Raw genomic sequence first — 18,793 nt, 5'->3', positions numbered from 1 at the left:
ATATGAAGTATCTTCTAGTGATCACATTCATTATCACTCTTTGCTTTCCTGCTTATGGAGAGCAGAAGGCCTCTTTTGAAAAACAAAAGAGAAATAAGCTTATTAATATGATTCACGGAGAAATTAAGACAATTAAGAAAATTGGTAGAAGAGGACCAAATCTAGAGTATAGACTGCTAGAGCTCTATTCAGAAAATTTAAAAATTATCAAAGAAGAAGAGAATAACAACTTCTTAAAAAATAAGAATCCAAAATTAAAGAAATCCTACTTCTTTAAGCAATCAGTTTCACTTAATAAGAAAGTAGAAAAACTAGGACTCTATATTACTAAGAAATGGCCAAACTATAGAAGTAATGGAGCTATTTTCTACACACTTGCTCTCAATGAGAGAGATTTTAACAAGAGTAAGAAAACTGAGTACTATCTTTTAAAGTCATTGAGAGTCGCTCCTCATGCCTCACCTATTGTCCACAGTATAAAAACTGCCCTTGCAGAGCTCTACTATAATGATAAGAAATATAGAAAAGCGATCAAGTACTATGTTGATGTCATCAAAAATGAAGGTGATGAATGGTATGCAAAGCACCATTACAACTTTGCATGGTGTCTTTTAAAAGTTAAGAAACTAGCAATGGGACTAGATCATATTCTAAAAGCTTATCAGATTAGTAAGAGTCCAAGATACGTTACTGTCGAATCTCAAGTACTCGATGCAATCAGTATATTCTATATTCAAAATGATAAAATTGACGAAGGTGTTACGTTCTACTTAGAGAATGTAGTTAAACCTGGTGAATATATTACAAAGATGGCCACAAGAGCGCAGACAGCAAAGAAATTTCCAGAAGTGAATAATATTGTTGTTAGAGGATTAAATGCAGCAAAAGAGAGAAAGCAGTTTGACGAGCAAGTACTCTACTATAACTATCAATTGGAGTTTTATAGAACTTACAAACAAGAGTCACTACACTTAGAAGCCTCTAAGGCCCTTTCTAATATTTTTAACTTAAAGCATTTAACTGGAGAAGAATTAGAAATATCTGTTAAATCAATTAAGTCATATGTTGGTTTTCTTCAAGTAAAACTAGCGAAAAGAGACCAATTTACAAGTGCTTCATTGAATGACGAAAAATTAAATAATGTTCTAACTTACTTCAATATCCTTATTAATATCGATAGAGAAAATAAGAATGAGTATCTCTTTTTTCAAGGTGAAACTCTTTATTCTGTTAAATTATTTCAAAGAGCTTATAAGAAGTACTCTTTAGTTCTAGAAATTATCAAGAAAGAAAAACAAAAGAAAGTATGGAACGAAGTTTTCTCTAAGAAAGTGATTAATTCACTACTTGCTACTCTTACAAAGCTAGAAGAAGAAGGATTATCTAATTATAAGTATAAGACTTATGTCTATAGTAATCATGTAAGTCTTTGGCCTAAAGACCAAAAGAGTCAACTTATTTATCCAAAGCTATTTACACTCTACTTTAAGAATTTAAAAATACTAAATTCAGTAAATGTAGTAAAGGCCTATAATCAAAACTTCCCTGCAGACTTAAAGTCTCAAAAAGGAATGTTTGCAAAAGTATTTGATTACTATGTATCAAAGAAAGATATTCAAAAGATTTCTTATTGGATTGGGGAGTTTAACAAAGGTTTTTTATCTTTTGAAAAAGTTTATATTAAGAAGTCTGTAGTTATCCTTGCTGGACTTCTCTTTAACGAGATAGATAAGAAGGTTGATGCTAAAGATTACGCCTCTGCAGAGAAGAGCTACTTAAGTATTTTAGAAAATGAGAGTTACCCACTTAAAATTAAAATACAGACAGCTTTTAGACTTTCACTATTAAGCCTAAAAATCACTAATATTAATCAATCGTGGAAGTGGCTAAAGTACAGCTTAAAGATTGATAATCAAGGTGAAATTTTCAAAGAGATCACAACAATAGACAAAATAATCACTGAATATGCACAAGCTCAAGAATTTAAAAAAGCCCTATCTCTTAGCTATAGAGCAATTGCAAAATACTGTAGTAATAATTTCCCATTAAAAAATAGTCTATATAAGAAAGCTATTACATTTGCCATCGTAGAGAATAATTATAAGGCCATTGATACATTACAAAACACACAAAGAAAATGTGGTATTGATGAAAATATTATTGCAAAGGATATTGAAAGATTTTCAAGAGAATTTGCCATTGAGGGAAATATTAAGAAGCTAACGTTCTACATGAGAAAATTTCCTCGCTTCATTCAAAGCTCGCTGATTACGACTATTGCTGAAAATCATTACTGGCAGGCAAATGCTAAAAATCAAGAGGCACAGGCGAAGAAGATGCTAGATATATTGAAACTCTATCAATCTCCAGCCATCTATAAAATAATGGCCTATAACGCCTACCTACTAAAATTTAGAAATTCTAAGTACTCTTTTTCAGGGGGAACTTTCAATGGAGATCTATTTAGTAAGGAAATTGAAAATAATTTCTCTAAAATAAAGCAAATTGTAAATTCTGGTCTAGAAATTCAGAAGCTAAAACATCCAATTATCACACCAAAGGTTAGTCACTTTATAGCTAATCAATATAAAGACTTCTTAAAAGAAGTTAAGGCCTTCCGTCCCAATGGATTTAATAAAGAAGAAACAGCAATGTTTTTAAAGCAAATGACTCCACTTTATTCGAAAGTAGAAAATGAAGTGAATTCATTTAATAAACAAACCACTAAGACTATTTCAGGAAATAACATTCTCTCCTATGAAAACTATAGATTATTTGACGATCAAGACTTTAAATCAGAAATACTAATGAGATACCCTGCATCACAATTAGTAATATCTCTAGATAATCAAGGGATTAAATAATGAAAGTGGCGATTCTACTTACGATATTCTTAGCTGTTAGTTGTGGTTCACACAAGATTAATAGCCATCTTCAATCTAAGAATGATGCTTTCTCTGAAGAATCTTTTATGAGGTTTGGTAATACTCGCTTAAGTAAAATAAGTGAAGAGAACTTCTTAAATAAGTCTCTTTCAAAGTGTTATAATGGAGATTTCAAAAGCTCTCTACAAGACCTGCAGAGTAATATTAATAAGTATAGAGAGGATAAGAAGTATTGGCTCTTCATTGGTATTTGTTACCAGCTCTATGGCAACCAGTTAAAAGCAAATTACTTCTACGACTATGCTCTTTCGGGAGAGAACTTAATACAAGCTTCTATTTATAATAACAAAGCTCTTGTTGCTCTTAAATCGAGTAACTTTGAAGATGCTCACACACTCTTAGAGAAGTCGATTAAACTCTCTCCAAACTCTAAAGTGCCAAAATACAACTTGGCCCAAGTCTATATAAAATTTAATCATCTTGAAAAAGCAAGAACTCTTATTCACCCTCTTGTAACAAGTAACCCAAACGATATAGACCTCATCCTTTCAATGATGACAATTGAAATTGCAGAGGGAAATTTCACTAAAGCTTACTCGTGGGCAAAGAGATTTAACGATGAGAACTTAAAGAGAGAAGATATTTCTCTCTACGTTGCTCTACTCTACTATGAGCTAAAAAGGTACGAAGAGGCGAAAGCGATCATTGGTGGACAAAGGGCCACTATTATTGAAGAAATTAAATCTGCTACAAATGCACTTTCAAATAAAATAAATATTGAGTTAGAAAGAATTAAGGAAGAGAAGGACAGCAAGGATGCAAATGTCAAAAAAGGGGTAAAACGTGTTGCTGTCAAAAACTAAAGACTACAGTCGACTAAAGTTAATCGGTCACAATCTTGAGTTCACTTTAACCAAGAAGAAGCTTCTTGTTGGTTCAAGTGAGAAATGTGACATCATCATTGAAGATAGTAGTATCTCTGCATACCACGCTATCTTAATTCTCAACCTTGAAGGTGGAGCAAAAATAATTGATCTTGAAAGTAATAATGGAACATTTATCAATTCAGAGAGAGTTGAAAGTGGTGTTGCCTATCCAGGTGACCATATTCAATTTTCTAATGAAATATTTAATTTAGATGAAATCATTGATGAAATTCAACGGAATGATGCGATCATTGAAGATGAGGATATGGATATTCAAACAATCCAGGAATTGGAGGGACAACACCCTACCCCGGTTTTACCTCCAGTTCCTGGCCTTGTTATTATTGATGGGGAATATTGTGATATTAAATTTGATGAAGAGGATTATACTCCTATTCAAAAACTCAGCCTCATGGATAATCTCGACACAGACAATTTCATTGAAGTCGATGAGACGAAAGAATTTACTCCTATAGCGAGAAAGAATGATGCTAAAGCTGTTCAAATTACAGTACTCTCTATGGGAACGGCCTTATCAATTGACTACTTTCCATTAAAGAGTGGGGAGCTCAGAGTTTCGGCCCATGATAGAAAGAAAGATACCTTCCAACTTCCAAGTTTTGATAGCGAAGAAAATATTCCTTTCCTAGATATTTCAGATAGTAAAATTCTTATTAAGGAAATCAAAGACCACAAATGCTCTTCTCTATTAACTGGAGAGGCCATTGAGAACAACTACCATTTAAAGCAAGATGAAATAATTTCTTACGATCATGGAACCACACAGGTTCTTATCCAAATTTCTGATGCCCCTCCACACCTTAGAAACACTCCTTTCTTTGGTAGAGATAGAGAATTTAAAAAGCAAACAGCAAAAGTCTTCTCAGTAGCTATGAGTTTAATGTTACTTCTTCTATTCATTGATCTTCCGGAGCAAGAAGAAGAGAAGAAAGTTGCCGTTATCTACAGACCTGCAGTAAAAGCAGAAGAAAAGAATAACTCTAAGACTTCAAGTGAAGTTAGTAAGACTGAAGTTGACACTGGAGTAAAGAAAGAAAAGCAAGACGACAAGAAGCCACAATTTGCGAAGAAGCAAGACACACAAAAACCAAGTAAGACAAAACAAGCATCAAAGCCAGTGAAAGAGCAAATGAAAGCGGCCGCTAAGTCAAAGAATGTTAAAAGCAAAAGACAGATGAAATCATTCAAATTCAAAATGAATAAATCAATGGCCTCATTCTTTGGAAGCACAGGTTCTAACTCGGCAAAGGTTGTTAAGAACTCAAATTCCAATGCTGCTGCTCTTGGAAACTCAGCAAAGAGTGCGACAACTTCTGATATAAAAGCGGCCAACAGTAATGCCGCTTCAGGACTTGGACAAGACTTTAAAGGAAGCTTTGATTCCTCATCAGGTTCAAAAGGACTTGCTAATAAGTCAGGAATTGACACCACTTATACTGATCAAAAAGCTGTTGTTCTTGGTTCAATGGACCCAGAGCTTTTAAGAAAAATTCTAAGAGAGTACCTTCCACAATTTAAGCACTGCTACCAACAAGAGCTTGAGTATAGAAACGAGCATGCCAAAGGTGTTATGGACCTACACTTTAGAATTAACTCTCAAGGTAAAGCACAGAGAATGAAGATCAAGACAAAGGGATCAAAATTCTCTGACAAAGGTACAAACTGTATGACAGGAGTACTTCAAATGATTCAATTTCCAAAGCCTAAAGGTGGCGGAGTTGTAGATGTTAAGCAACCTCTTAACTTCCTTTCAGAAAAATCTAAAATTTAATTGATTGTAGACCTTCAAGGATGAAGGTCTTTTTTTAAACTAACTCGTGAATGTCTTTTCTAATACTCTTATTACCTTGAATCTCTGCCATGATCTTATTAACACCATAGAGAACAGATGTGTGATCTCGGTTAAAGAGTCTCGCAATTCTAGAAAGGGAGAGACCATTTCGGTCTTTTAAAATATACATACAGACGTGACGAGCAAAAGAGACTTCTTTCTTTCTATTCTTTGAAAAGAGATCCTCAATATCAACTTTATAGAACTCACAAACACGAGCAATTATTTTCTTAGAATTAATAGTCTTATCTAACACTGGCCCAAGAATTTTAAGCTCTTTCAAAGCAATCTTAATATCAACATTACTGCTAAATGTTTCGCTATAACTCTTAAGTTTCAATAATGCACTCTCAAGTCCGTAAACATGGTAGTGAAAGCAATCAACTAATAGGTCTTTTACATCTGGACTCAAATCATACTTATGAATATAAGAGAGATTATCTAAAATTTTAGAAGCTAAATCTCTATCAATTTTATTAATTTTTTCAACGAGAGCACTACCCGCTCTTGTAGCAAACTTAGGAGAGGTCATTTTCATATGTTTTGGAAGAACAGATCCCGCCATCACAATTTGTACACCACTTCTCTTTAAGAGATCAAAGTTACGTGTAAATTTATCTTGTAAACCAAGGTCATAAGTAATTTCATCTAGATCATCTATAAAGACAGTATGAATCGAAGAGATATCCTCCATTTCCCCATCAAAATTGTAGATAAATTCCTTACCATGAAAGTAGCAAATTTTCTTAGAAGTCTTTTCAAATAATGCGTTCGCCGCCCCATAGAGTAAGTGGCTCTTACCTAGCCCACTTAAAGAGCAGATATAGATAATTGGAAACTCTAAGGATGTCTGCTTAGTCATGGCCTCTAAAATCTTAAACGCCCTATTATTAGACTCTCCACAAATGAAATTCTTAAAGAGCTTACTTCTATCCACATTTATAGGTAGAGAGTATTTTCTATTTTGAGAAATTACCCTTGGACTCTTGGCCGAGCGAATACTTCTAACATTATGTGGAGCTGAAATTGAGAGCGACTCATTAGAAATATAAGAAAGAAGGTCTAGTTGACTCTCATCTTGAGTCTTATTTCTTACCAGCTCTTTATTAATCAATGTTGCTCTAGGGCTATTGTGTCTGTTTGCCATATATCCTTAATTCAATACTTCTTTAACTGGGGGCGCTTTCCAAGGTTTATGATTTTAGTCACTTATAATATTTCGTCAAATACTTTCTCAAATAGTTTTCCAAATAGGTGCGTTATGACCTAGTGACAATACGCTCCATCTAACACACTGAAATAACACTCCATAAATTGGCATCAATTTAGCAAAATTAATCCATGAAATAGGCAAGATGCCTAAAGGAGGAAGTCATGAAGATTTTATGCCTATTTATCCTAGTAATGAGTGCATCATGTACGACGAATAAAGCGCTAAGGAATGCGAAAATAAAAGACCTCGGTCCAACGAGTATTTCTTCTATCAATTTAGGAAGCTTTCAATCTTTAAAATAAAGTAGATCATTTCCACAACAATGGAGAATTGAATAAGTAATACTCCTACTTTATTTAAGGAGTACTGAAACCTTCTGAGAATCATTTTCTCCAAAAAAGTGATTAGGAAAACGAGACTTAAGAGGAGGAGTAAATCGAAACTCTTAAGTAGTAATAATCTCAGATGGAGACCAATTAAGAGATTTGCCATAAATAAGAAAATTGTAAAAATACAGTTAAATAATGTACTTCTCTTATAGAGGAAGAATTTCTTCCTCTCTTTTAATTCTAAATTTTCTTCTATCTCACTCATTAGCTCTCGATATGTATGTATTTATTTGATAATATCATAGAAATGATTATACCAAATAATATCAAAAATATTGTCATTCTAACTGGAGCAGGAATATCTGCTGAGTCAGGAATAAAAACTTTCAGAGACCACAATGGTTTTTGGGAAGAGTACGATATTATGGATGTTGCTTCAATAAATGGTTTTAAAAATAATCCCGAATTAGTCTTCAATTTCTACAATGCTAGAAGAGCACAATTACAAACTCCAGAAGTCTCCCCAAACCCAGCTCACCTTGCTCTAGCAGAGCTTGAAAATAAGTTTCAAGGCAAAGTCACAATCATCACTCAAAATGTAGACGATCTACATGAGAGAGCTGGCTCTCAGAATATTATTCATATGCACGGAGAGCTTTTAAAAATGCATTGTATTAAAACTCTCAAAGTCTACAGTATAGAGGGAGTTCTAAATGAAAGTACAATTTGCTCTTGCTGTAAGCAGTCAGGAAATTTAAGACCTCATATCGTTTGGTTTGGTGAGATACCTTACCGCTTAGATGAGATTAGTGAACTTCTAGAAGAGTGTGACTTATTTATATCAATAGGAACGTCGGGAGAAGTCTATCCTGCAGCAACGTTTGTAGCCGCGGCCAAGGAAAGTGGTGCTATGACTATTGAGCAAAACCTTACTTCAACAAATCTTTCTAGATCCTTTGATTCTCAATTAACGGGAGAATCAAGTATTCAAGTGCCAAGACTCGTGAAAATTATTTTAACCCCCTAGGGACATCTCCCCAAAAGTAGCCAACTCTAAAAGTAAAAGTATATTGCTCAAATGCAGTTTTATAATATCTTGGCCCCATCATTAGAAAAATTCGATCTGTTAGAAAGACACTATAAGCGATATCAAATTTTCGAACTTCTCTAGTCTTTGTCGTCTTTAGCCCATGCCCATCATCAAGCCTATAGATCGCTCCCCCAAAACCTGCGGTAAAAACGAGCTGTCCCCCAGGGGTAAAGAACTCAATCTTTAAGTTTCCAAGCCCAGAAAGACGTCTATATTTTAGATCATACACATTAGTCGTTGTTGTCGGGCTAGTTGCCGCCACTCCTGCTTGGAACTCAAAGCGGTCCAAATGAATACTAGGAGAGAGTTTAACAATATAGTCCCAGCTCCTATAACCCTTAGGATGTTCTAATTGCCTAATAGAAGCAGATATACTTCCTAGCTTTTCTTTCAGTTCATACTTATTGCCCTCAAGACCTGCATCAATATCAGAATATTTCAAATGAGCTGTTCCAGCATTAAATATCGAGCACGAAGAATTTAATAGGAGAATGAGAAGAAGAGCTATAGCCTTTTTTAACTTAATCACAACTTAGAGAATTTCCATAAATTTCTTACTATATTTCTTTAGTTTCGCTCTACCTACCCCGTGCAATTCAGAGAACTCCTCTACTGACGTTGGTCTCTGCTTTACGATTTCTAATAAAGTTGTATCGTGAAATATCTTATAGGCCGGAACTTTCTTAGTCTTTGCTATTGATCTTCTTAACTCCCTAAGCTTATCAAATAAGCGTCTCTCTTCAGAGTCTAGAGAGATTGCAGGACTCGCAGTATAACTCTTTACCTTTCTTACCCTGGGAGCTCTCTTCTTTCTAACTTTCTTTGTGGCCTTCTTTGCTCTTGGAGGTGTTGTCCTAGAGAGATCTGTTCGCATAAAGACCTTATCTTCTCCTTCAAGAACTCTAAGACTCCTCTTAGTTAGCTTAACAGCAGAACCCTTATCAAACCTTACCTCTACAAGCCCCGAGGCAAGAGCTACTCTATGAATATCTCTCCACTTTAGAATACTAACTCCAGAACCTTGTCCGAAGTGAGCGAGACTCATATAGTCTTTAAATTTAAAGTCCTCCTCACCCAATAAGAAAGAAAAAATAATTTCAATATTCATTCTCTGATCAAGTCTATAAATAGAGCTTAGGTAGAGAATCATCTCATCAGTAATATCTAATAATTCCTTTCCCTCTAAGGCCCCTTGGCAAATATCGCAATTCCCACAATATTCAGGGTAGTCTTCATCTAAGAAGTTTAGAACCACTTCTCTTCGGCATCTCGTTGTTTCACAGAGTCCTAGCATTAGATCAATATGATGCTCTTCCACTCTTCTTTGAACAATACTTCTAGTGCCCTTTCGAATGAGGTGCTTTAAAACCGCGGCGTCTCTCTTGCAGTAGACCATCCATGCACAGGCACTAAGTCCATCTCTTCCGGCCCTTCCCGTTTCTTGATAATAGGACTCAACGCTCTTGGGAAGATCCATATGGGCCACAAAGCGAACGTCTGGTTTATCTATCCCCATTCCAAAAGCAATGGTTGCAACAATAATCACTCCCTCATTGGACAAGAATTCATGTTGAACCTTTCGTCTTTTCACAGCACTCATTCCCGCATGATAGCCATAGGCGGTGAAACCGTTTTCAACTAGAAAAGCCGCAGTCTCTTCAACTTTTCTTCTAGAGAGACAGTAGATAATTCCAGCATCATCAACATCAAATCGTTCGAGAAAATTTAGAAGCTGTATTTGTGGGTCATCATTCTTTAATTCAATTTCGTAGGAGATATTCTCTCTATCAAAACTACTTAAGAAAACCCTCGCATTTTCTAGAGATAATTCTCTGGCGATAGTTTTTCTTGAATCAATATCGGCCGTTGCCGTGAGAGCAATTCTAGGAACACTTTCAAATGCCTGCTTTAAAACCGAGAGGTTCATATACTCTGGTCTAAAGTCAGGGCCCCACTTTGATACGCAGTGAGCTTCGTCAATGGCGATTACAGAAACTTTTAGTGATGAGAGAAGTTTTAAAGTATAAGGTTGTAGTAAGCGCTCTGGAGCGAGATAGAGAAGATCAATCTCTTCATTGATCAGCTCCTCTTCAATCATTCTTCCCTCATCTCTTGAGAGAGAGCTATTTAAGTAAGCTGCTCTCACACCCATTTCGTTAAGAGTAGATACTTGATCTTCCATTAAAGAAATAAGAGGAGAGATAACAATTCCCACACCATCTCTAACGAGGGCCGGAATCTGGTAACATAGAGATTTTCCACCACCAGTTGGCATAAGGGCCAGCACATCTCGCCCCTCCAAAATTTCAGTAATAATTTTCTCTTGATGATGACGAAATTCGCTATGACCAAAGACTGTCTTTAAGACTTCAAGAGCGCTGCTCTTATATTGGTCAGAGTTGAAAAATGAAAAACTTAAATTTTCCTGTTGATTAGAGTCTGTCATAGTAAAATGGTAACATGTGTGAAGACCCTAGTACCAGAGAGATATACTAAAATATTTTAAGAAGCTAAGCTTGTGCGCGGCATCTCTGTAAGAAGATGTAAGATACTCGTTTCAAGGAGTGGATTAGCCTCTCGAAGGGCTTCTCTATCGACGAATAATTTAAGATCACCTTTCGTATTGATGAGTGTTTGTGAAGGCATAAGCTTTTGCCAACTCTTTTCCTCTTGTGTGTACTTTAGTACAAAGTAATCTTTATCCGCTGAAATCGTTCCACTGAAGTTGAACTTTCTCCAGTCGGAAGAGTCTAGCAATAGCTGAAAATCTTCATCAGAAACATCGTGAAAGTACTCATTCCAAATATCTAATTCATACTCTTCATAACGACTTGCGACCGAGTGATAATTCTTCCAGAAAAAAAGGTGAAAGAGCACCACACCACTTGACCAAACTTGCCACATATATCCATCTTTTGAAGAGAGAGTTAGAAATGAACCGAGGGTCAATACTGAAAGTATCTGAAGAAACCGCGCGAAAGGAGGTAATTTAGTCATCGCACTTATAAGAAGAAATGCATAAGTTAAGTGAAAAAATATCTGTTCGATATCCATAAAGCCCAACGCTTGAGATTGGCTAATCTGCCTCACTATATTTTAACACACTTCTTTGAAGAAACTTAAATATGCTCTTTATTGCCCTCCAAAGTGGAGGGCCTATTATCTTATTTTTCCAAAATTGCCGTAACGCCCATTCCACCTGCGGTACAAATTGAGATAAGTCCCTTACCTGAGCCTTTTTGATCTAACATTTTTGCTAGAGACGTTACAATTCGAGTCCCTGTTGCTGCGAAAGGATGCCCTAGAGCAACACTTCCACCCTTTACATTTAGTTTAGCTCTATCGATTGAACCAAGTGCCGAGTCTAGACCTAGCTTCTCCTTGCAGAAAGCTTCATCTTCCCAGGCCTTAAGAGTACAGAGAACTTGAGCAGAGAAGGCTTCATGAATTTCGTAGAAATCAAAATCTTGCAGAGTCATTCCTGCATTTTTTAACATCTTTGGAACTGCGTAGGCCGGTGCCATTAGTAGTCCTTCATCATCAATATAATTTACAGCTGCAGATTGTGAATAAGTTAAGTAGGCCATCACCTTTAAGTTATTTTCTTTTGCGTACTCCTCACTACAAAGAAAAATACATGAAGCTCCATCAGAGAGAGGAGAACTATTCCCAGCAGTCAAAGTTCCATTTGCACTCTTATCAAAGGCGGTTCTTAGCTTATTTAATTTCTCTAGCGATGTATCACCGCGCACGATATTATCTTTCTTCGTTCCTGCACACGGTGTGATTAAGTCATCAAAGAAACCTTCTTGATAAGCGGCTTCTGCTTTTTGATGTGACTCAAATGCTAGTTGATCTTGTTCAAAGCGAGAAATCTGCCATCTCTTTGCCATATCTTCACAACTCTCTCCCATAGACTTACCTGTTCTCGCCTCTTTCACAGCAGGGAGCTTTGGTAGAAGCTCTTTTGGAGAGAAGCCTTTTAAGACTGAAAGTTTTTGTCCCATAGTCTTCGCTCCATTTAAGCGAAGTAATCTATCAGAAAATTTCTTAGAGAACTCAATTGGCACATCACTATTTGTATCTACGCCACCAGCAATAGCGCAATCGATTTGGCCGAGAGCAATTTTATTTCCTAGAAGAATAGCTGCTTCTAGTGAAGTTCCACAGGCCATTTGAACGTCAAAGGCCGGAGTAGAAAAAGAGAGACCACTCTCTATCGCACACTCTCTAGCTAGAGAGAAATCAGCCGCGTGCTTTGACACAGCTCCAAGAGAAACTTCACCAACAGCTTTTCCTTCAAGAGAGAGTTTTTTAACCAAGGCTTTTAATGCAGTACTCATTAATTCCTTATTAGAAAGTCCCATATACTTAGAACCTGAGCGGCAAAATGGAATTCTTGCTCCATCAATAATACAAACTTTTTTAATTTCAGACATAATAACCTCGTAAATAACTATAGTTTTAATAGTAGTATTTTTTATCAATAAATTTCATCCATACACCGATAAGTTAGTATGGAAGACATAACAGTAGAATCAATCAAAGAAGAAGTTTGGAAGAAGAAAGCGACCCTATTTGGAATAGGTGTGGCAACTGTCGTTCTCTTCATCAGGTTTCTAACTGAGACGCTCTTTGTACAGTCTAATTCAAAATCCTATTATATCACCCTTTTTTCTGCATTTGTTTTTCTTTGCCTATATCTCTATGTGAAAAAAGCAAAAAAATATGAAAATGCCGTCTTCTACACTTTAATCTTCTCCTTCACTTTTATTTTCTCTAGAGCAAGTCTAACTGGAGGTTTCTCTTCTCCCGCCATGGCATGGTATCCAGTTGTTCCAATAATTTCTTCCTTTATACTTACAAGAAAACATACGTATATTATTTGTGCCATATCAGTATTCTCAATCATTCTAACGTCTCAATTCTCTCTTGTTGATCATCTTCATATGACAGCAGAAATACTCAATACTGCTTCTAAAATACTTATCTATTCATCAGTTATTCTTATAAGTACTACCTTCTGTCTTACCCATGAAAAAAAGAGAAGCGAAATGAGAAAGAAGTTAGATGAGCAGAGAATTAATATTCTTAGCTCTTCTAGAAATACAGAACTTGGGGAGCTCGCTTCCAGCATTGCCCATGAAATCAATAATCCTCTTACTGTTGTAAAAGTGAAGGCAAGAAAACTAAAATCACTTAAGCAAGATGATGCTGAAGTAAGAGACTTAATAGAGAAAATAATTAATATGACCGAGAGAATTGGTAAGATTGTAAAATCAATGAAGAATTTATCTAAATCTCAAATTGATGAAAAGACAATCGCTAGAGAAACTTTCTCTTATATATTTGAGAGCGTTCTTACTCTATGTGAAACAAAGATGAAGTATTCCAATATTCAATTCAAGTTGGTTAATAAAGTTGAGAATATGGATCAATATCAAATCCCAATTCAGCTCGGGCATGTCATTTTAAATATAGTGAATAATGCCTATGACGCTGTCTTAGAAGTCGACAAGAAGTGGATAGAAATTAATATTAGAAAAATTGATGCCCTACTTGAATTTAGAATTAGTGATAGTGGACAAGGAATACAAAGTACAGAAGTAGATAAGATATTCAATCCTTTCTATACAGACAAGTCTCATAGAACAGGTCTAGGACTTAGTATTAGTAAGAATAATATCTCAAATCTTGGCGGCGAGCTCTCGCTGGATACTAGTGTAGAGGCAACGACTTTTGTTATAACAATCCCCGCTATTACAGTGAAAAATCTAAGCAATATGCCTAAGGTTGGATAACAAATAACACAAATCAAATAAAGAACTCATTCAGACCACATAATGATCTAGTAGAATCTATATTGTAGAGAAGCTTTTAAGGGGAGTTATATGAATTTTCTGGCAACACTTTACCATTACATTTTAGAGCTATGCACCTATATTCTTTTGACTCTTGATAAGAGAGACGAAGAATTTTGTCTACTTATTGAAAGTGGTGACCCAAACTCTTTTTCAATTATCGCGGCAGAGTAACAATTGATGGAAAGTCCGTTCCGATAAAATCCACGCCCATTTGAACGAATGCCTCTAGCTCTTCAACCTTATTCACGTTCCAAACTGTCACTTTATAATTATGATGATGACAGAGTTCAACTAGAGCCTGGTCTACAGTTGAAACAGAAATTGAAATCCCATCAGCTCTTGCATTCTCAATGATATTTACAGCATTCACAGGAAGTCCATAAAGAAGACAAGCTGTTCTTATTTTTGGATCGATCTCTTTTACTTTCTTTATGATCCTATGATTAAAAGACTTAACAATTATCTTTTGATGAATCTCTCTTTCACTAATTAATGTAGTTAATAATTTCTCACAACCAACTGCTTTAACTTCTATAAAGAGAGTAAAAGAATAATCATTTAAAAGATCTAAAACTTCTTCAAGATAAGGAATCCTCTCTCCATTTCCAGCGTCTAGCTCTCTCATGTCTACACTAGAGGCCTCTCTAACAAGTCCCGTCCCATTCGTTGTCCGATCTAAAGTATCATCGTGAATGACAACGAGTCGATTATCAGCACTTAAGTGAATATCAATCTCAATAGCACTAAGTCCAAGATCTAAAGCGTATTTAATACCATCAATTGTATTCTCAGGTCTTTCACCCTTTGCGCCTCTATGTCCAAGCATTCTTGTATCGCTAAACAACTTAATCTCCTTAACCATTTTCTCTATCTTACATAAGAAAACTCTAAAAGAAAACTTACCCTCTTGTAGTTAAGTTTTTTTAAACACATAATATCTATATGAAAAAATTGATCTTAATTATCATCTTATTTTCGCAGACACTATTCGCTCAGGAGAGGTCTACTTATTCTTTTTCTCTCGGAGGCGGAGTCGCCTTTAAACAAAATATTAGAAATGATAATCAATATGATAAATCAGATAAGAATACTGAGATACGTGCTATCCCAATGGCACAGATAAAATTAGGTCCAGTCTCCATTGCAGGTCCCAATGTAAAAGTTGATCTTCCAAGCTATAAATTTATCTCTCCCTATATCGCAGTGAAGAGATCTGGAGAGAGATACTATGGTCCAGGTATGGATTGGAGAAAAGACTCATGGTTTGTAGAGGCAGGACTTAATGTCATGATGTTCAAACTCTCCTACTCTAGAGATGTACAAAGTCGCTCCCACGGAGAAGTCATTGATCTTGCCTATAATGGAAGATTTTTTCTTGGACCGGTTATCTTAAACTATACTTTCTCTCACTCATTTTATGACCGAAAATTTACTAATTACTACTATGGTGTAAAGACAAACGAAGTGACGACAACTCGCCCTTTCTATTCACCTGGAGCAAGTGGAACAAATAGCTTTGCCCTAAGCCCCATATGGCTCATCAATAAGAATTGGAGTTGGTTCAACTCAGCAAAGGCAACTTTCTTAGAAAGTGAAATCAAAGACTCTCCAACTGTCGCTAGAGATTGGTACTTAACAATGGTTTCCGGAATTACTTATCGATTTAATTAGGTTATTGAGAGTTTATTTAAAATATCAACAATTCTCTTGTAACTAGGTAATTTAAACTCTTCATAGAGTCTGTGAAAGATACCTTTCCTCGTGACAATATCTTCTAATTCTTCAGAACTATGCTCCAAGATATGATAAGCGTATTTTTCAATAACAATAAACACAATCGCCATTGGAGATATTCCGGCAGAATAATTTCCAGCAAACCCTACACCAGTTGTTGTTCCATGATGCTGCTTAATAAGAATATCCACTCCTGATGGCGTTTTTGGGAAAGACTGAATTAAATTCGCGGCCATATTCGCATGGTTTAAAACAAGATCTCCTGCCTCTAATTCGAGATTCTTCACATCTTCATTAGAGAATATCTTTAGATGAGATTCGTTTCTCAAATAAATATCGTGAAAGAAGCTTAAGTATGTCATCTTCTCTTGTTGTAAACTAAGTTGCTCCCCAGTTCCCCAGTCCATTAGAGGAGCAACCTCATGGCAAAGAGCAGAAGTCAGATAATTTCTCTTATAAGCATAGCTTCCCGGATTATCTAAAATATCTTTTATCAAACCAGACATCTCTCTATGTCCCTCAATAGACTTCGACATTGCAGCTATGGCAACATTTGAAAGTCGAACAGTATGATCAGTTACTCCTACTGCATCAATAAGATTTTGACTAATGCTATAGGTATCTGAATTAATTTCGTGAACACTACGCCCGCTCTTAGCAACATTCACAATTTTTTCAAGTGACTGCTGGAGTAGTTCATTTAACAAGTGAGTATGCTCTTCTTTTCTAATATAAAAGAACTGAACATTATTTTCCTCATACTTTTGAACTGCGGACTTATCAATAGAATCATCTTTATTAATTCTCTTAATAAATTTCTCTTCAGTCTTTGTTTGCAATTTTATATAAATATCACAAGAGGCAATATCCATTAGATAAAAGTTTTGAATTGCCAGAGGAACATAATCTGGTAACTTCATCTGTCTTAGCTGATCTGGACTAATTTTTAATAATTTAATGATTAATCGCTTCAACTCTTCAATACGAAAACGATCAGGAAGTACTTCAAAAATACCAGAAGGAAACTCAAAGTCTCCCAACACAATGACAGGAATTTTAGAGCGAATATCATAGAGATAATTCATTATCGTATTGGCCATTTCAATACTTTCATCATCAACTTTAAATTTATTTCTTACGATAATGAGATTAGGTCTTTCATGATCAATAATCTGCTTGGCATCGAAAGTCTTATAAGTACTTAGAATTTTGGCATCAAAGTCTAACGACAACCCGTCACCAAGCAACTTTAAAACTCTATCGTTAGACTCAATTAGTAATAATTTTAACATATTAGTATTATAGTATAATTCAGCGCCAAGAAATATTCATTTTAACTAAATTCTTAGATTACAATAAGATTTATGAAATTTATCCAAAAGAGCAAAGACTTTCACCAGAAATACCCGAACTTATTGATCGCCATTTTCTTCATATCAGGATTTCTCTTCGATGTGGCCACACTTGGACAAGTTGATGAATTTGGAAACTTCCTAGGTCACACTATCTACTTGTCACTCCTTATTCTAAGTTATGTCTACCTTGAGAAAGAGTACAAGAAGTCTTGGCTTCAGAAGTTTTCAGAATATCAAAGAGATATTTTTCATTTTCTAGCGGGAGGGCTATTGAGTGGTTTTGCTATTTTCTTTTTTAAGAGTAGCTCTCTTTCTAGTTCTGGAATATTCATCGTCATTGTCCTGCTGATTCTTCTTGCCAATGAATCCCCCCTCTTCCAAGCAAGAGGAAGCCTTATAAAGTTAACCCTTGTTCAATTTTGCATTAGTGCCTATTTTATAATCTATATTCCTGTACTCATTGGTTTTATAGGGAGTTTTATTTTCTTTTTAACAATTACTCTCGCGGCGATAACTCTTCCAATCCTCTTGCAAAGACTAAAACATCCAGCGACTAACGAATCTAAAATTATTTCAGCTGCTATGAGTGTTTTTTTAATCATTGGTTACTTTACTAATATTCTCCCTCCTGTTCCTCTCAGTGTGAAGGAAATTGGCGTCTATCATAAAATTGTAAAACTAGAAAATTCTTATAATCTCTACAGTGAAAGCTCTTTTACCAACTTCTTTGGTTTTAGTGACACAAGCTTTAAGGCCCAACCGGGCGACAGCGTCTACGTCTTTGCAAGAGTATTCGCCCCTAAAGGACTTAGTGAGAAGCTCTATATTCAATGGGAGAAGTGGGACAAGATTTGGAAAATAAGTGACCGCATTCCTCTTTCCATTCAGGGGGGCAATACTTGGGGTTACAGGGCCTATGCTTACAAGAAGAATTACACCAATGGTTTCTGGAGAGCAAAGGTCATGAGCTCAGATAATAGAGAAATTGGAAGAGTAGATTTCTCGATTAGCTCTGTTCCTGAGAAAAAACGAGAGTGGACAATAGACGTGAAAGACTAGTGCCATAAGGGCATTGGTTTCACTTTGCATTCAAAACGCATCGCATCTAGTAGCTAATTTCACAAGAACAACTGTGGCACTATTATTGCTCTAATTAATCTACCATATTTTTAAAGAGTAGAAGTAGTGTCAAAACGAATCTGTTTATTATTGTTTTTCTTCAGTCTCGCCTCCATAGGAGCGATTAGGGAGAACTTTCACCTACAGGCAAATCTAGAGCAGATCAACCTCCCTATAACTAAAACCTTTTCCATAAGGGCCAAGTCAATAAATCACCTAACTGTAAAGTCGACCAAGAGTATTACGATTAAAGAAATATATTTGGAATTCTCTGATGGCACTTTCTTAGTCTTAGATATAAAGAAAATGAATGGAGAGGAAATAGGAAAATGGTCTCTCAGTAAAAAACATATTAAGACCATTACTTTTACCGCCAGAACAAACTCTATTTCTCATAATAAGCTAGAGTTTGTTCTTACAAGATAG

The 18,793-nt window shown here is 35.6% G+C and carries 17 protein-coding genes; 10 read left to right on the top strand and 7 right to left on the bottom strand.

Features of this window, described 5'->3' with window-relative positions; all coding sequences use genetic code 11:
• Positions 1-2: 2 nt before the first annotated feature.
• Genes CES88_RS01420 through CES88_RS01410 form a run of 3 tightly spaced genes read left to right on the top strand, consistent with a single transcriptional unit; the run spans position 3 to position 5,603 of the window.
• Positions 3-2,864 (top strand): hypothetical protein, encoded by a 2,862-nt coding sequence (locus CES88_RS01420; RefSeq protein WP_290729941.1) that lies wholly within the window; start codon positions 3-5, stop codon positions 2,862-2,864.
• Positions 2,864-3,748 carry a tetratricopeptide repeat protein gene (locus CES88_RS01415; RefSeq protein ID WP_290729939.1) on the top strand — a complete coding sequence of 295 codons (885 nt, stop codon included), beginning with the start codon at positions 2,864-2,866 and terminating at the stop codon, positions 3,746-3,748. The genes CES88_RS01420 and CES88_RS01415 overlap by 1 nt, the downstream gene beginning before the upstream one ends.
• Positions 3,729-5,603 (top strand): AgmX/PglI C-terminal domain-containing protein, encoded by a 1,875-nt coding sequence (locus CES88_RS01410; RefSeq protein WP_290729937.1) that lies wholly within the window; start codon positions 3,729-3,731, stop codon positions 5,601-5,603. The genes CES88_RS01415 and CES88_RS01410 overlap by 20 nt, the downstream gene beginning before the upstream one ends.
• A gap of 34 nt (positions 5,604-5,637) precedes the next feature.
• On the opposite strand, the gene CES88_RS01405 is transcribed toward CES88_RS01410, so the two are convergent.
• Positions 5,638-6,810 (bottom strand): DnaA/Hda family protein, encoded by a 1,173-nt coding sequence (locus tag CES88_RS01405; protein ID WP_290729935.1) that lies wholly within the window; start codon positions 6,808-6,810, stop codon positions 5,638-5,640.
• A 227-nt stretch (positions 6,811-7,037) separates the two neighbouring features.
• Between CES88_RS01405 and CES88_RS01400 the strand changes: the two genes are divergently transcribed.
• Positions 7,038-7,178, top strand: a complete 141-nt coding sequence (locus CES88_RS01400) for a hypothetical protein (RefSeq protein ID WP_290729933.1) — start codon at positions 7,038-7,040, stop codon at positions 7,176-7,178.
• 307 nt (positions 7,179-7,485) lie between these two features.
• Positions 7,486-8,232 carry an NAD-dependent deacylase gene (locus CES88_RS01395; protein ID WP_290729931.1) on the top strand — a complete coding sequence of 249 codons (747 nt, stop codon included), beginning with the start codon at positions 7,486-7,488 and terminating at the stop codon, positions 8,230-8,232.
• Here the strand turns inward: CES88_RS01395 and CES88_RS01390 are convergent.
• The 4 genes from CES88_RS01390 to CES88_RS01375 all read right to left on the bottom strand — a co-directional run bounded on the left by CES88_RS01390 (position 8,216) and on the right by CES88_RS01375 (position 12,734).
• Positions 8,216-8,824 (bottom strand): hypothetical protein, encoded by a 609-nt coding sequence (locus CES88_RS01390; RefSeq protein WP_290729929.1) that lies wholly within the window; start codon positions 8,822-8,824, stop codon positions 8,216-8,218. The genes CES88_RS01395 and CES88_RS01390 overlap by 17 nt on opposite strands.
• A 3-nt stretch (positions 8,825-8,827) precedes the next feature.
• Positions 8,828-10,741 (bottom strand): DNA helicase RecQ, encoded by a 1,914-nt coding sequence (gene recQ / locus CES88_RS01385; protein ID WP_290729927.1) that lies wholly within the window; start codon positions 10,739-10,741, stop codon positions 8,828-8,830.
• A gap of 56 nt (positions 10,742-10,797) precedes the next feature.
• Positions 10,798-11,292, bottom strand: a complete 495-nt coding sequence (locus CES88_RS01380) for a hypothetical protein (RefSeq protein ID WP_290729925.1) — start codon at positions 11,290-11,292, stop codon at positions 10,798-10,800.
• Positions 11,293-11,459: 167 nt separating this feature from the next.
• Positions 11,460-12,734 (bottom strand): acetyl-CoA C-acetyltransferase, encoded by a 1,275-nt coding sequence (locus CES88_RS01375; RefSeq protein WP_290729924.1) that lies wholly within the window; start codon positions 12,732-12,734, stop codon positions 11,460-11,462.
• Between the two features lie 78 nt (positions 12,735-12,812).
• On the opposite strand from CES88_RS01375, the gene CES88_RS01370 reads away from it, so the two are divergent.
• Positions 12,813-14,096, top strand: coding sequence for a HAMP domain-containing sensor histidine kinase (locus CES88_RS01370; protein ID WP_290729922.1), 1,284 nt, complete (start codon positions 12,813-12,815; stop codon positions 14,094-14,096).
• A gap of 90 nt (positions 14,097-14,186) precedes the next feature.
• Positions 14,187-14,330, top strand: a complete 144-nt coding sequence (locus tag CES88_RS01365) for a hypothetical protein (RefSeq protein WP_290729920.1) — start codon at positions 14,187-14,189, stop codon at positions 14,328-14,330.
• Here the strand turns inward: CES88_RS01365 and CES88_RS01360 are convergent.
• Complete coding sequence (locus CES88_RS01360; protein ID WP_290729918.1) at positions 14,314-15,003, bottom strand: glycerophosphodiester phosphodiesterase family protein; 690 nt, start codon at positions 15,001-15,003, stop codon at positions 14,314-14,316. The genes CES88_RS01365 and CES88_RS01360 overlap by 17 nt on opposite strands.
• A 98-nt stretch (positions 15,004-15,101) precedes the next feature.
• On the opposite strand from CES88_RS01360, the gene CES88_RS01355 reads away from it, so the two are divergent.
• Entirely contained in the window at positions 15,102-15,830 is a 729-nt protein-coding gene (locus CES88_RS01355; protein ID WP_290729916.1) for a MipA/OmpV family protein, read from the top strand.
• Here CES88_RS01355 and CES88_RS01350 read toward each other — a convergent pair.
• Positions 15,827-17,185, bottom strand: coding sequence for a hypothetical protein (locus tag CES88_RS01350; RefSeq protein ID WP_290729914.1), 1,359 nt, complete (start codon positions 17,183-17,185; stop codon positions 15,827-15,829). The two genes, CES88_RS01355 and CES88_RS01350, sit on opposite strands and share 4 nt — an antisense overlap.
• 72 nt (positions 17,186-17,257) lie before the next feature.
• Between CES88_RS01350 and CES88_RS01345 the strand changes: the two genes are divergently transcribed.
• Positions 17,258-18,307, top strand: a complete 1,050-nt coding sequence (locus tag CES88_RS01345) for a DUF2914 domain-containing protein (RefSeq protein WP_290729912.1) — start codon at positions 17,258-17,260, stop codon at positions 18,305-18,307.
• Positions 18,308-18,433: 126 nt separating this feature from the next.
• Complete coding sequence (locus tag CES88_RS01340) at positions 18,434-18,793, top strand: hypothetical protein (protein WP_290729910.1); 360 nt, start codon at positions 18,434-18,436, stop codon at positions 18,791-18,793.

Source organism: Halobacteriovorax sp. JY17 (genome assembly GCF_002753895.1).
In the GTDB taxonomy this organism is placed as follows: domain Bacteria; phylum Bdellovibrionota; class Bacteriovoracia; order Bacteriovoracales; family Bacteriovoracaceae; genus Halobacteriovorax.
Note: the sequence above shows the minus strand (reverse complement) of the source record. Positions and strands in the feature narration are given on the sequence as shown.

Coding starts and splice junctions, on each gene's coding strand:
- CES88_RS01400 (WP_290729933.1), top strand. CDS start 7,038: ATGAAGATTTTATGCCTATTTATCCTAGTAATGAGTGCATCATGTACG.
- CES88_RS01365 (WP_290729920.1), top strand. CDS start 14,187: ATGAATTTTCTGGCAACACTTTACCATTACATTTTAGAGCTATGCACC.
- CES88_RS01375 (WP_290729924.1), bottom strand. CDS start 12,734: ATGTCTGAAATTAAAAAAGTTTGTATTATTGATGGAGCAAGAATTCCA.
- CES88_RS01395 (WP_290729931.1), top strand. CDS start 7,486: ATGTATTTATTTGATAATATCATAGAAATGATTATACCAAATAATATC.
- CES88_RS01380 (WP_290729925.1), bottom strand. CDS start 11,292: ATGACTAAATTACCTCCTTTCGCGCGGTTTCTTCAGATACTTTCAGTA.
- CES88_RS01350 (WP_290729914.1), bottom strand. CDS start 17,185: ATGTTAAAATTATTACTAATTGAGTCTAACGATAGAGTTTTAAAGTTG.
- CES88_RS01345 (WP_290729912.1), top strand. CDS start 17,258: ATGAAATTTATCCAAAAGAGCAAAGACTTTCACCAGAAATACCCGAAC.
- CES88_RS01370 (WP_290729922.1), top strand. CDS start 12,813: ATGGAAGACATAACAGTAGAATCAATCAAAGAAGAAGTTTGGAAGAAG.
- CES88_RS01355 (WP_290729916.1), top strand. CDS start 15,102: ATGAAAAAATTGATCTTAATTATCATCTTATTTTCGCAGACACTATTC.
- recQ (WP_290729927.1), bottom strand. CDS start 10,741: ATGACAGACTCTAATCAACAGGAAAATTTAAGTTTTTCATTTTTCAAC.
- CES88_RS01405 (WP_290729935.1), bottom strand. CDS start 6,810: ATGGCAAACAGACACAATAGCCCTAGAGCAACATTGATTAATAAAGAG.
- CES88_RS01415 (WP_290729939.1), top strand. CDS start 2,864: ATGAAAGTGGCGATTCTACTTACGATATTCTTAGCTGTTAGTTGTGGT.
- CES88_RS01420 (WP_290729941.1), top strand. CDS start 3: ATGAAGTATCTTCTAGTGATCACATTCATTATCACTCTTTGCTTTCCT.